Source organism: Streptomyces sp. NPDC002817 (genome assembly GCF_053592055.1).
The window spans coordinates 324,990-338,839 of sequence record NZ_JBSFUY010000005.1; the positions used below are offsets into that span (position 1 = coordinate 324,990).

General features: G+C 72.7%; 9 protein-coding genes. 4 read left to right on the top strand and 5 right to left on the bottom strand.

What is annotated here, in order from left to right:
* Positions 1–112: 112 nt before the first annotated feature.
* The 4 genes from ACWD3I_RS12945 to ACWD3I_RS12960 form a co-directional block, all read right to left on the bottom strand.
* Complete coding sequence (locus tag ACWD3I_RS12945) at positions 113–1,060, bottom strand: hypothetical protein (protein ID WP_365392391.1); 948 nt, start codon at positions 1,058–1,060, stop codon at positions 113–115.
* A 260-nt stretch (positions 1,061–1,320) separates the two neighbouring features.
* The gene (locus tag ACWD3I_RS12950; RefSeq protein ID WP_365392393.1) at positions 1,321–2,487 is read right to left on the bottom strand and encodes a VWA domain-containing protein; all 1,167 of its coding nucleotides are present in this window, start codon (positions 2,485–2,487) and stop codon (positions 1,321–1,323) included.
* Positions 2,488–2,797: 310 nt separating this feature from the next.
* Positions 2,798–5,299, bottom strand: a complete 2,502-nt coding sequence (locus ACWD3I_RS12955) for a DUF5682 family protein (RefSeq protein ID WP_365392395.1) — start codon at positions 5,297–5,299, stop codon at positions 2,798–2,800.
* 275 nt (positions 5,300–5,574) lie between these two features.
* The gene (locus tag ACWD3I_RS12960) at positions 5,575–6,714 is read right to left on the bottom strand and encodes an ATP-binding protein (RefSeq protein WP_365392397.1); all 1,140 of its coding nucleotides are present in this window, start codon (positions 6,712–6,714) and stop codon (positions 5,575–5,577) included.
* Positions 6,715–6,860: 146 nt separating this feature from the next.
* On the opposite strand from ACWD3I_RS12960, the gene ACWD3I_RS12965 reads away from it, so the two are divergent.
* Both ACWD3I_RS12965 and ACWD3I_RS12970 read left to right on the top strand, forming a co-directional pair.
* On the top strand, positions 6,861–8,207 hold the full coding sequence (locus ACWD3I_RS12965) for an SWIM zinc finger family protein (protein ID WP_365392399.1): 1,347 nt from the start codon (positions 6,861–6,863) through the stop codon (positions 8,205–8,207).
* Positions 8,208–8,663: 456 nt separating this feature from the next.
* Entirely contained in the window at positions 8,664–10,286 is a 1,623-nt protein-coding gene (locus ACWD3I_RS12970; RefSeq protein WP_365392401.1) for a DUF5691 domain-containing protein, read from the top strand.
* Positions 10,287–10,333: 47 nt separating this feature from the next.
* On the opposite strand, the gene ACWD3I_RS12975 is transcribed toward ACWD3I_RS12970, so the two are convergent.
* The gene (locus tag ACWD3I_RS12975) at positions 10,334–10,750 is read right to left on the bottom strand and encodes a cobalamin B12-binding domain-containing protein (protein ID WP_365392403.1); all 417 of its coding nucleotides are present in this window, start codon (positions 10,748–10,750) and stop codon (positions 10,334–10,336) included.
* Positions 10,751–11,322: 572 nt separating this feature from the next.
* Here ACWD3I_RS12975 and ACWD3I_RS12980 point away from each other — a divergent pair.
* The gene (locus tag ACWD3I_RS12980) at positions 11,323–12,189 is read left to right on the top strand and encodes a lipase family alpha/beta hydrolase (RefSeq protein WP_365392405.1); all 867 of its coding nucleotides are present in this window, start codon (positions 11,323–11,325) and stop codon (positions 12,187–12,189) included.
* 225 nt (positions 12,190–12,414) lie between these two features.
* On the top strand, positions 12,415–13,842 hold the full coding sequence (locus ACWD3I_RS12985) for a M23 family metallopeptidase (protein ID WP_365392578.1): 1,428 nt from the start codon (positions 12,415–12,417) through the stop codon (positions 13,840–13,842).
* The last annotated feature ends 8 nt before the right edge of the window (positions 13,843–13,850 follow it).

Genomic DNA, 13,850 nt, shown 5'->3' on the forward strand with positions numbered 1-13,850 from the left:
CGGGTCGGATTCGGCTTCTACGGTTTCCGTCCGGAGTTTCCAAAGGAGGTCCGGACGGCGGGCAGACCTGTTCCGCCCCGCGCGGCAGGTCTACGGCGGGGGAGGCCCTGCCCTATGCCGGAGAAACCGGAATGTCCCGGTGCCGGTCCCGGGGCTCGAACGCGTCGGCACGCACAGCGGCACCGGCCACGAGCCGCACCGCTGTCCGGTGGTTCAGGGACACGGCGTGCGCGTCCCCGTGCCGCGACGAACCGCTGTCCGCCGTCGGCCGGTTGCCCGGCGCACCGCTCTGGTCATCGCCGGGCGTCTGCGGTACGGGGGCGTGGGCGCCCTGCACGGCACGGTGCCCGTCGGTCTTCGCCGTCGCATCGGTCGTAGGTGAGCCTGCGACGGACGGCGGACCGTAGAAGAGGTTGGTGGCCGCTGCCTTGCCGGAGCGCTTTCCGGAGGCGTCGCCCTGGGGCGAGTCGGCCGCCGGGGACTTCGGCCGGGGTGTCGTCGCCGGCGGTGTCCGGTCCGGGAGCGTCTGTCCCGGGAGCGCGGGCAGATCCGGCAGGGCCGGAAGGTCGGGCATGCCGGGCAGGCCGGGCTGCCCGGTCACGGGCGGGGACGGCAGGCTGGGCAGTGGCGGCATCTGCGCCTGTGCCTCCGCCAGTTGCCCGGTCACCGTCTCCACCAGGTCGCCGACCGGCTGGAGGACCTTGCCGTCCACGACACCGACGACGTGCTCGGTCACCGGGCGGAGGACCTTGTCGTCGAACGACGGTGGGAGGGCGTCCGTCCGGGGTGCCGTGTGAGGGACCTCGGGTTCGGCCGGCGGCTTCGCCGACCGCCCCACCGCGCCGCTCGTCAACGACCGGACACCGTCCACCGGATCCGCCGGAACGGCCCCCGATGTCGCCGTCGTCGGTATGTCCTCCGCCGCGCTCGCCTGTCCTCCGCAGAGGAACCCCAGCGCGAACAACCCGCCCACCAGCAGCGCCACTTGCAGCGCACGCCGCCCGGCCGCCGTGCGCAGGCTGCGCAGAGCGGCACCGGGCAGTGCGGCCGGCCAGGTCAAGAGGGTGGTCCTCCCGTGCGGCGGAACGAATCACGCGTGACGAGCGACGAAGTCGGTACGACGCGGTACGGACGAGCGGTGCGCGACGCACCGCTGACGAGGCACCGATACTCGCACGGCAGTGCGGAGGTTACGCAAGCCCCCCGTTACCGATGCGACTCATGTCCGTTTTGCTGGCTCAATTCGGATGTCGCCGGGTCGACAAATCACCACCGATTCACCGCTGTTCCTCTCTCCTCCGGCCCTCGGTCCGTTCCCCGTCATGCCGTGTCCGGGATGGGGATCGGCCGCTTCTCGATCGCCGCCGCCATCACCTCCGGGAACAGGTCGGGGGTACAGGCGAAGGCCGGTGCGCCCAGCGCTGCGAGCGCGGCCGCGTGCTCCCTGTCGTACGCGGGGGCCCCTTCGTCGGACAGCGCGAGCAGCGTCACGAACTGCACCCCCGACGCCTTCATCGCCGCCACCCGCTTCAGCATCTCGTTCCGTATGCCGCCCTCGTACAGGTCGCTGATCAGCACGACCACCGTCTCGGCGGGCCGGGTGATCTGCGACTGGCAGTACGCGAGCGCCCGGTTGATGTCCGTACCGCCGCCGAGCTGGGTGCCGAACAGGACGTCGACCGGATCGTCGAGCTGGTCGGTGAGGTCGACCACCGCGGTGTCGAAGACGACGAGCCGGGTGTTGATGGACCTCATGGAGGCGAGCACCGCCCCGAACACGGACGCGTAGACGACCGACGCCGCCATCGACCCCGACTGGTCGATACAGAGGATGACCTCCTTCTTCACCGACTGCGACGCCCGCCCGTACCCGATGAGCCGCTCCGGCACGATCGTCCGGTACTCCGGCAGGTAGTGCTTGAGGTTGGCCGCGATCGTGCGGTTCCAGTCGATGTCGTGGTGGCGGGGCCGGCTGATACGGGCGCTGCGGTCCAGGGCGCCGGTGAGGGTCGCCCGAGTGCGCGTGGCGAGCCGCTTCTCGAGATCCTCGACGACCTTGCGGACCACGGCCCGTGCCGTCTCCTTCGTCGTCTCCGGCATCGCCTTGTTGAGCGAGAGCAGCGTGCCGACGAGATGCACATCGGCCTCCACCGCCTCCAGCATCTCCGGCTCGAGCAACAGGGTGGCCAGACCGAGCCGCTCGATCGCGTCACGCTGCATCACCTGCACGACGGAGGACGGGAAGTACGTCCGGATGTCCCCGAGCCACCGCGCCACGGACGGCGCCGAAGCCCCCAGCCCCGCGGAACGCTCCCGCCCCGACCGCCCCTGCCTGTCCCCTTTCCCGTACAGCGCGGCGAGTGCCCCGTCCATCGCGGCGTCCCGCCCACCGAGCGCACACCCGGTCCCGTCGGCGGCATCACCCCCGAGCACCAGCCGCCAACGCCGCAGCCGCTCCTGCGCCGGGTCCACCAGGTCGACCGTCATCCGGACACCCCCACGAGGGACTTCGTCAGCGGACGCGCCACCGCGGACCGCGTTGCGGAAGGCAGCCCCGTCGCGGACTTCCCTGTCACGGGCCGCGTCGCCGAAGGAGAGGCTGCTGCGGGCTGCGCCGCCGGAGCCGGCGCCGCAGTCACAAGCCGTCCCGTCGCAGGCCGTGCCGTCCGGGGCCGTGCCCAGAGTGGCATCACTCTCACGGTCGCCGTCGGGGCATGTGTCGCCAGGGACCCTTGCCCGTCGCCGAGGACGTCCGTCGCCTCCGCGGGCCTCCTCGGCTCGCCCGGCCTGTCGGTCGTCATCGCCCCACCCCCACAAGGTCGTTGTCGTCGGCGCCCACGGGGTCGCCGTCCAGCCCCAGCAGCAGCCTCACCACCGGCAGCACCGCAGCCGCACGCTCCGTATCGAGATCGGCCGCGAAACCGGTTATGCCGCCGCCCGCCACGCTCCCCCGCTCGCCCGGCCCCCGCCGGACCAGCTCGCCGAGCGTCCGCCGCACCCCCGGCTCGTACGCCGAGAAGGTCCGCCGCAGCAGCGGCAGCACATCCGTGAACGCCTCCGCCGGCACCCCGGTCAGCCAGGCGTCGACCAGCCCGAGCAACCGCTCGTCGTGCACGAGCAGCATCCCGCCCCCGGCACCGCCGCCGACGAACCCCTCGATCCACGCGGCCGCGTCCGCCGGCGGCGTCCCCGGCGACAGCACGAGCCCCATGAGCCGCGCCGCCTCGTCCTGCCCCAACTCCCCGTCGTCCAGCAGCAACCGCACGGCCCGTCCCCGGATGACACCGGGCACGGTGTCCCGGCCCGACAGCACTCGCAGCACGGACCGCCAGCGGGGGCGGAGGTCACGGTGGGGTGAGTCGGGGGCCCCGCGCAGGGGATTCTCCACGGGCGGCACGGCGGCATGTGCGGGCGCGCTGTCGTCGGCTGTCCCCGCCGCCGCCAGCACATCCCCCAGCAGCCCCACCGCCCCGTGCACCGCGTCCACATGCCGCCGCATCTCCTCGGCCGCGTCCGCGTCGAGCGCGGCGCAAGCCGGGGGAAGACCGACGAAGACCCGTTCGGCCAGGCCCGCGGCGACCTCTGTCAGGGCGTGGGTGTCCGTGCCGCGCACGTCGCCGTAGCGCAGGGAGCGGACCAGGGCGGGCAGGGCCTGGGCGAGGTGGCCGACGTCGGCGTCGAGCGCGGCGCGGTCGGCGAGGACCTGCATCACCACCGGGAGCGCTTCCGGCAGTTCGGCCAGGAGGCAGCGCTCGGCGAGTGCGGTGACATCGGCAAGGCTCTGCGCGGTGACGGCGTCCGCCTGCGCCTTGGCGGTCGCCGCGGCGAGCACGGTCGTCCCCCACACACCGGCCTCCGCGACCCGCACGGACAGCTCGGGCTCCCACCGCAGCCGCCAGGTCTCCCGGAACGTCCCCGTACTCCCCCGCGACGCCACCGGCTCGCCCCACCCGACGCCCAGCAGCCGCAGCCGGTGCAGCAGCCTGCTGCGCCCCGCGTCGGTCTCCTTGCGCAGGTCGAGCTCCAACTCCCGCTCCAGCGCCTCCGGCTTGAGCCGCAGCCGACGCTGCGTCCGGTCGAGATCCCGCTGCAACGGCACCGCGGGCGCCGCCCGCGGCACCTCCCCCAGCACGTCCCCCACGACCAGCCGATCGTGCACCAGCGACAGCGGCACGTCCGAGCCCTCGCACATCACCGCCCGCACCGCGTCGGTCGTCTCGCTCAGCCCCGCCAGCGGGCGGCCGCGCATCGCCGCGAGCGTCTGCGCGAGCCGCACCGCCTCGATGACATGGGCCGACGAGACGATCCGGTCCTCCTCCCGCAGCAGCCCCGCCACCTTGGTCATCCACCGCTCCACCGGACGGTCCGGCGCGCCGAACAGATGCCCGTACCAACCCGGCGAGTCGACACCGGCCCCGTATCCACTGACCCGGGCCAGCCGCCGATACGTCCACGGCACCCACGTCATGTCCGCCTTGACCTTGGGCAGCCCTTTCAACAGTGCCCGGTCGGCGGCGACGGCCGTCCTCTCCCGCAGCGCGGGCACATGCCACGCCCCGCACACCACGGCCACCCCGCCGCCGAACTCCCGTTGCGCCGACCGTACTTGGAGCCGCATATACGCCTCCCGCACGAGATCCCGCTCATGCCCCCCGCTCCCGTACACCTCCCGCAACGCCCCCATGGCCTCCTCGACCACGGCGAACGGCGCGAACACATCACCGGTACCGGCCCCCCGGTGCTCGACGACGTCCTCCCACCACCGCTCGGGGTCGTCGTAACCGGCGGTTTCGGCGAGCACCGCGAGGGGGTCGATCCGGAGGTCGGTGTGGGCCACCGGATCGGGGGCAGCGTCACCCGCCTCCGCACGGGAGTCGGGAGCCGTTCCGGAGTCGGGAGGGTCGGCCGTCTCCCCCACTGCCTCGTCGGCCCGGCCCTCCTCCCACGCCAACGAGTGCGTCGCAGGCAAGTCGATGAACCTCGCCGGGACTTCGTGCTCCAGGGCCCAGCGGATCGCCACCCACTCCGGGGAGAACTGGGCCAGCGGCCAGAACGCCGAGCGGCCCGGCTCGTCGACGGCGTGGGCGAGGAGCGCGACCGGTGGCCGCATGTCCGCTTCGGCGGCCAGCGGGATCAGGGCGTCGGCCTCGGGCGGGCCCTCGATCAGAACGACCCGCGGCCGGGCCGCCTCCAGCGCCGCCCGCACGGCCCGCGCGGAACCGGGCCCGTGATGCCGTACGCCGAGCAGCAGCGGCTCCTTGCCAGCGGCTGCCCCACTCCCGTCACTCCCGACCGCCACGCTTCCTTCGTCTGCTGCCGGCTCGCTCCCGTCGCTCACGGCTGCCCCACTCCCGTCCCTCTCACGTCCTGTCACACCGTCCCCCTCCCCTCCAGAACCACCGGTCGCCGATCACCGGCCACCAGGCCCTGACCGCCGCACCACACCGCCGACGCCCTCGCATCCCATGAACACCGAGCCACCCGACCCCTGGCCCCCGCCCGAGCCTCCCGATCCCCCGGAGCCTCCCGGTCCCTGGCCTCCGCCGGGGCGGCCCCACCCCAGGTCGTCCCCGCTCACGCGCTCACCTCCCGACAGGCGCGGTAGAAGTCCTTCCAGTCGTCGCGTTCCCGGACGACCGCCTCCAGGTACTCCTGCCAGATGACGCGGTCGGCCGCCGGATCGCGGACCACGGCGCCGAGGATGCCCGCGGCGACGTCGCCGGCCCGGAGTACGCCGTCGCCGAAGTGGGCAGCGAGGGCAAGTCCGTTGGTGACGACGGAGATCGCCTCCGCCGTCGACAGCGTGCCGCTGGGCGACTTGAGCTTCGTCCGGCCGTCGGACGTGATCCCGTCGCGCAGTTCACGGAAGACGGTCACCACCCGGCGGATCTCGTCGACCCCCTCGGGTACGGCCGGCAGGTCGAGGGAGCGGCCGATCTGGTCGACGCGCCGCGAGACGATGTCGACCTCGGCCTCGACGCTGTCCGGCAGCGGCAGCACGACCGTGTTGAAACGGCGGCGCAGGGCGCTGGAGAGGTCGTTGACCCCGCGGTCCCGGTCGTTGGCCGTGGCGATGAGGTTGAAGCCGCGGACGGCCTGCACCTCCTGCCCCAACTCCGGTATCGGCAGCGTCTTCTCGGAGAGGATCGTGATGAGCGTGTCCTGCACGTCGGCGGGGATGCGCGTCAGCTCCTCCACCCGCGCCGTCATCCCCTCCGCCATGGCCCGCATCACCGGGCTGGGCACCAGCGCGTCACGGCTGGGGCCGTTGGCGAGCAGCTGCGCGTAGTTCCAGCCGTACCGGATCGCCTCCTCCGGTGTGCCGGCCGTGCCCTGCACCAGCAGGGTCGAGTCGCCGCTGACCGCTGCGGCCAGGTGCTCGGACACCCAGGTCTTCGCGGTGCCGGGCACACCGAGCAGAAGCAGGGCGCGGTCGGTGGCGAGTGTGGTGACGGCGACCTCGACGAGGCGGCGCGGACCCACGTACTTCGGTGTGATCACCGTGCCGTCGGGAAGTGTGCCGCCGAGCAGGTACGTCGCCACCGCCCACGGGGACAGCTTCCAGCGGGCCGGGCGCGGGCGGTCGTCCTGGGCTGCCAGCGCGGTGAGTTCGGCGGCGAAGGCGTCCTCGGCGTGCGGACGCAACTCCTCGGTCGGCTCGTTCTCAGGTGATGCGGATGCTTCGACAGACATCGCGTCCACGGACACAGACATGGCTGAGAGCCCCCTCCAGCTCGGCCGGTTCGGATCTGACACCCACGTTGCACCACGCCACTGACAACACGATCCGACCTGCGAGAACGTGCAGGCGAGGGCGCTCGCCGGACCGATTGTCAGTGGTGGGATCTACCTTCGATGACATGACTCAGCAGGGGGTGCGCTGGAGCGCGGACCAGGTGCTGGCACTGGCGCCTGACGCCGCATCACGCAAAGCGGGAAGCAAACTCGGGGCGGCGGGGCCGTGGTCCGAGGCGGGGAGTTCCGACGAGGGGACGGTGTGGGGGCAGTGCAAGGGCAGTGGCAGCAAGCCGTATCAGACGGTCGTCGACATCGCGGACGTGTCCGGGCCGGCGTACAAGTGCAGTTGTCCGAGCCGCAAGTTCCCGTGCAAGCACGCCCTCGGGCTGCTGCTGCTCTGGGCGGGCGAGGACGGCGCGGTGCCGCGGGGGCAGGCGCCGGACTGGGCGGAGCAGTGGCTGGAGGGGAGAAGGAAGCGGGCGGAGGAGAAGAAGGACGCGGCGTCTGCCGGCGGCAGTGGTGATCCGGAGGCGGCCAGGCGCAGGGCGGAGCGCAGGGCCACGCTGGTCACCGCGGGGGCGACGGAGCTGGAGCAGCGTCTCGCGGATCTGCTGCGTGGCGGGCTGGCCGGTGCGGAGCAGGCGGGGTACGGGATGTGGGAGGAGACCGCGGCCCGCATGGTCGACGCCCAGGCACCCGGACTCGCTTCCCGGGTGCGGGAGTTGGGGGCGATTCCGGCGTCCGGTCCGGGCTGGCCGGTACGGCTGCTGGAGGAGTGCGCGCTCCTCCACCTTCTGGACCAGGGCTGGCTGCGGCGCGAGCGGCTGCCCGAGAGGCTGGCGGCGACGGTCCGTTCCCGTATCGGTCTCCCCGCCTCGGCGGACGGGCCGGCGGTGCGGGACCGCTGGCTGGTGCTCGCCCAGTACGACACGGCGGACGCCCGGCTGACGACCCGCCGGATCTGGCTGCACGGCGCCGAGTCCGGGCGCATGGCCCTGCTCATCTCCTTCGGTGCCGCCGGCCGCGCCCCCGAACTGGCGCTGCCGGTGGGCCTGGTGCTGGAGGCGGAGGTGTCCGCGTACCCGGGTGCCGGGCAGGTGCGGGCGGCGCTGGGCGAACAGTTCGCGCCACCGGCGCCCTCGACGATACGCCCGCCGGGGACGACGACGGCCCGGGCGGCGGCCCGTTACGGCGAGGCGCTGCGCGACGATCCGTGGCTGGACTCGGTCCCGGTGACGCTGGACCGGGTCGTCCCGACCCCGGACGGCGACACATGGCAACTGGCGGACGCCGACGGCGACACTGCCCTGCCGCTCACCCCCACCGCCCGCTCCCGTCCGGGTCTGTGGCGCCTGGTCGCCCTCGCGGGCGGCGCCCCGGTCAAGGTCTTCGGCGAGTGCGGCCACCGCGGCTTCACCCCGCTGACGGCCTGGCCCGAGGGGGCGGGCGAGGGGGTGGCGCTGTACTGAGCCGACCGGAGCACGAGGCGCGCTGCCGCCCAGCCGCCCACGTGCCCCAGGCCGAGCGTGCGGCGGCCCCCGAGGCGCACCGCACCGAGCCGCGCGGGGCACCCGCACCGACGCGACAGACGTACGCGAACACCGGCACCACAAGCGCAGCACCACCGGCACCGGCTCCGCGGCACCCGCGCACACCGACGCCGATTCCGTCCGCACCGACCTCGGAGGACATACGGACACCAACGTCCACGCCACGCGCACCAGCCGCACGGCACACACGGACTCGGACGACAACACCCACGTCACCCGCGGCCGTCGCACGGCCCACACCGGCACCGACACCAGGGCCCACACCAGGACCCACACCAGCGCCTGCGTCCCCTCCCGCTCCCGCTCCCGCACCACCAGGCACACCCACCGCCCCACCTCCCCCACACGCCACGGCACTCCACGGAAAGGACCCGCATGAACAGCACGTCCACACCTGTGGATCCACCCGCCCAGGACGTCTGGGAGGAACTCGTCACCACCGCCCTGCTCGGGACCGATCGGCGCACCCCGCCGGGCGCGGCACCCGGCCGGGCGGCACCCGTCGCCCTGCTGGACGCGGCGGCGACGCAGACCGTACGGCGGCGGGCCGGGCTGCGGCCCGCCGCGGCGGCGGCGCGGCCGGAACCGGCGCCCGCGGAGACTCGCCCCGCCCTGCCCGCCGCCGCGGCCCGCAGGCTCTCGATGCTGCTGGCCGACCGTCCGGGCACGGGCGGCGGAGGTCGCCGCGGCACGGCCCCGGACCTCATGGAACTGCTGCCCCAGTGGCTCGCGACGGCGAACGCCCGCGGCTTCGCGGCACCCCCCGAGGTACTGCCGGCGCTGCTGGACGCGGCCCGGGGGCGTACGGACCTGCGGCCTGCGGCGCTGGCGTTCGCGGGGCCGCGTGCCGTGTGGCTGGCCCGGCTGAACCCGGACTGGCGGTTCGCCCTGCGCGCGGCACCGGGCGGGGACCCGGCGCTGCCGCAGCCGGGGGACACGGACCGGGTCCTACAGCTGTGGCAGGAGGGTCTGTTCGCGGAGCGGGTCGCGCTGCTCGCCGCGATACGCGCCCGTGAGCCCGCCGCAGCGCGGGAGCTGCTGGCGAAGACGTGGGCGACGGAGCGGGCCGAGGACCGTCTGATGTTCCTCGACTCGCTGCGGACGTGCCTCAGCGCCGACGACGAGCCGTTCCTGGAGGAGGCGCTGGCCGACCGGAGCCGTAACGTCCGGGCGACCGCCGCCGAGTTGCTGTCCGCTCTGCCGGACTCCGCGCTCGCCTCGCGGATGGCGGTCAGGGCGACGGCGTGCGTGGCCCTGGACCGTACGCGGGAGACGCCGACGATCACCGTCGAGGCGCCGTTCGAGTGCGACGCGAGCATGGAGCGGGACGGTGTAGTGCTCAATGCTCCGGCGGGACGGGGTGAACGGTCTTGGTGGTTCGGACAGTTGGTGGAGGCGGCACCGCTGGGGACGTGGGCGGCGCGGCTCGGTGGGCGTTCGCCGCAGGAGATCGTGGCGCTGCCGGTGACGGACGACTGGCGGTCCGAGCTGCACGCGGCGTGGTGCCGGGCGGCCGTACGGCAGCGGGACGCGGCCTGGGCGCGGGCGCTGCTGGGAGCACCGGGGGCGCCCGAGGCCGGGGGCCCCGGAGCGGTGTCCCTGGCCGAGCGCGCCAAGCTGCTCGGCACGCTGGGCTCCGCCGAGCGGGCCGACTGGGTGGCCGGGTTCATCTCGGCGCACGGACTGTCGGAGGCGTTTCAGCTGCTCGGGGGGTGCGCGGTGCCGTGGGCGGGGCCGCTCGGGCGGGCCGTGGTGGACGCGCTCAACATCGCGCGGGACGCGGGGAGTTACCCATGGAGTTTCAGTGGAGTGATGGGGCTGGCGGAGCGGTGTCTCGATCCCTCCGAGGCGGGGCGGCTCGACGGGCTGCTGGCGGTGCCGGACGAGTCGGAGGACGCGAGCCCCGGGGCCGGCGGGTACTGGGCGGAGGCGTTCCAGCGGCTGGTGACGACGTTGCGGTTGCGGGCGGCGATGGCGCAGGAGTTGGGGACGGTCTGACGGAGCCGGCCGGCGTCGGCCGCGCCGGCCCACTGTCTCGGTGCGGCCTACGCCCCCGCAGGCTGCTGCACGTTGGCGCGGACCCAGTCCACGATCGCCTGTGTGGTCGCCCCGGGGGTGAAGATCTCCGCGACCCCCTTCTCCTTCAGCGGAGCGATGTCCGCCTCGGGAATGATCCCGCCGCCGAAGACGAGGATGTCCGCCGCGTCCCGCTCTTCGAGCAGGTCGATGACGGCGGCGAAGAGCGTGTTGTGGGCGCCGGAGAGGATGGAGAGGCCGATCGCGTCGGCGTCCTCCTGGATCGCGGTGTCGACGATCTGCTCGGGCGTCTGGTGGAGCCCGGTGTAGATGACCTCCATACCGGCGTCGCGCAGCGCCCGCGCGATCACCTTGGCCCCGCGATCGTGGCCGTCGAGTCCCGGTTTGGCCACCACGACGCGGATCGGACCGGCTGCCACACCCATCACTGCCTCCATGAAGCGACTACATCCATCCGTACCGACAAGTACCGAACATGCCATGTATGTCACCGCGACGGCGCCCATACGGCACGGACGTCCTCACACCACATTGTGCAAGGAAGTGAACGAACGTTATCTCCACCATCCCGTAACCGGCAGTTTCGCGGTGGAGACCGAGGGGGAAATCACACGGTGGGACACGTTCGCCGCGCACCGTTCCGAGTCATTGCGGCACACGGGCCGCAGCGGTACGCGGCCCTCGTACCGCAGTGGGAGCAAGCGCAACGGGAGCCGCAACGAGGTCGCCGTGCCACCGCGCCGCGGGCCGCGCGCCGTGGGGGTGCGGTGTACCGACGGTGGCACGAAGGGCACGTAGGGCAGGTAAGGCACGACAGCGGGGAGCCTCGTCGCCACACCGGCAAGGAGCCTCGTCAGATGATCGGCGCACCACGCGCCGCTCGCCGAGCTCACCCCACGCGCCCTCCTCATGCCTCCTCGGTCACCTCCGCCGCGGCCTCCCACGAGGGCACACGGGGGACGGAGCTGTCTTCACGTGTGCCGACAGGAGGTCGGCCATGAAGGTCACCAGGGCAGCGGCGCCCTTTCTTCCGCTCTGCCAGCGGCTGCTCCCGAGCAGAATTGCGGGCCTGTCCGTGGCTCTCCTGAAGGCGACAGCCCTGGAGATCGCGATCCTCGCCGGACACCTCCTCCTCTATCCCTCCGGTGTCCTGCAGGAGCGCCGGGCGCCGGCCGTCCCGCTCCCTTCCCCGGACGGCCCCGCCCAGCTGCCGACGGAGGCCAAACCGCCGGTCGTCCTGCTGCACGGCTTCATCGACAACCGCTCGGTCTTCGTCCTGCTGCGCCGCAGCCTCCTCCAGCACGGCCACCGCCAGGTCGAGTCGCTCAACTACTCCCCGCTGACGTGCGACATCCGCACCGCGGCCGAGCTGCTCGGCCGGCACATAGCGGAGATCTGCGAGCGCACGGGCAGCAGGCAGGTCGATGTCGTCGGGCACAGCCTGGGCGGACTGATAGCGCGGTACTACGTACAGTGCCTCGGCGGTGACCTGCGGGTACGCACCCTGGTCACGCTCGGTACCCCGCATTCCGGGACCCGGGTGGTGCCGCTGGCGGACGCGCACCCGATCGTGCGGCAGATGCGCCCCGGCTCCGACGTCCTCGAGGAGCTGACCCGGCCCGCGCCCGGCTGCCGTACGCACTTCGTGAGCTTCTGGAGCGACCTCGACCATCTGATGGACCCGCTGGAGACCGCCTGTATCGACCATCCCGACCTGATGGCGCAGAACGTCCAGGTGAGCGGAATCGGGCATCTCGCCCTCCCTGTGCACCCGGCCGTCGCGACCGGGATACGACAGGCCCTCGACACCGCGCCGACAGGAGTCACGGCCGCAGCCGATGCCGGAGGTCTCACAGTGGCGTGACAGCCACACGATAGCCGTCCAACATCGAACAATCTTCGAACACAAGGCCAAACTCGCGTCCGCAGTCCCCCGAAACACGGCCGAATGCCCGTTTCCTGAAGGCGCGAAACCCGTTGAAGATTGTCGCGCCCGCATACCGGCGGGTACAGTCACCGCACTGCTCTGGCAGCCCCTGTTGTCGAGGCGAAAGAGAAGTTGGTGAACGATCCGTACCCGTCGGGGACCATGACCACCCCGACTCCCGCTTCCGATGCCTCGGCGCACTACGCGTCGTACGGCGCGCAGGAAGCTCAGTACGGTGAATACGCCACTTACGGTTACGACACGGGTGCCCACGCCACCGCGCACTTCGACGCGGACCCCCTGTTCGGCAGTCTCCCCGGTGAGAACACCGGGTCGTACGACGCCAACCAGTGGGCCACGGACAGTCATCAGACCCTGAACTACGACGCGTACGCGGCCCAGCACCACGCCGCCTACGACACCGGCGCGTACGACTCGACGGCCTGGACCGGCGAGCACCAGCAGCTCTCCGTGATCCCCCCGCAGGCCGGCGCGCCCGACGCGAGCGGCCAGTGGGACGCCAACGCCTGGCTCCAGCCGGACCAGTCCGGGGGCACCGCCGACCAGACCCAGCACTGGGAATGGGGCACGCAGGCCTTCGACACCGGCGCGTACGACGCCACGCAGTGGAACTCCGACGGCACCACGCCGGCCCACGAGGAGCCCGTCGACCACCAGTCGACAGCGATGTTCGAGCAGGTCGCGTACGAAGAACCGGCCGCGCACGACGCCGAGTTGAGCGCCACCGGCGAGCTGCCCGCCCTCTCCGAGGACGACGTCGCCCCGCTCCTCGACGATCAGGAAGACGCCGCCCCGGCCCCGGGCTCACGCATGGCCGCCCGTAACGCGGGCCGTTCCCGCCGACGTACGCCCCCCAAGCGCTCCGCGCTGATGAAGATCGCCGTGCCCTCCGCGTGCGTCATGGGCGTCACCGGGATCGCCGCCGCCTCCGTCGGTGGCCTGAGCGACGACAAGAACACCTCGACGACCGCGTCCGACGCGACGACCAAGTCCGTCAAGCCGTCCGCCGCGAACAACAAGCTGGACACCCAGCTCGCGAGCCTCTCCGCGGGCGCCGACGACTTCGCCGACCGGGCCAGCCGTACACAGGAGCGCATCGACCTCAAGGCCCAGCAGGTGGCCGAGAAGAAGAAGGCGGCGGAGGAGGCGGCCCGCAAGGAGCGGCTGCGTCCCAAGTTCGCGCTCCCGGTGGCTCAGCACGGTCTCAGCGCCTACTACGGCCAGGCCGGCGTCAACTGGATGTCCGTGCACACCGGCATCGACTTCCCGGTCTCCTACGGCACGACGGTGATGGCCGCGACCGACGGCACCGTGCGGACGCAGTGGAACAGCGCCTACGGCAACATGATGATCGTGACCGCGAAGGACGGCACGGAGACGTGGTACTGCCACCTCTCCAGCTACCGCGTCGCCTCCGGTACGACGGTCAAGGCCGGCGACCCGATCGCGTACTCCGGCAACTCCGGCAACTCCACAGGACCGCACCTGCACTTCGAGGTGCGCCCGGCCGGCGGCTCGGCGATCGACCCGCTCCCGTGGCTGCGCAGCCACGGGCTGGACCCGACGTAAGCGACAAC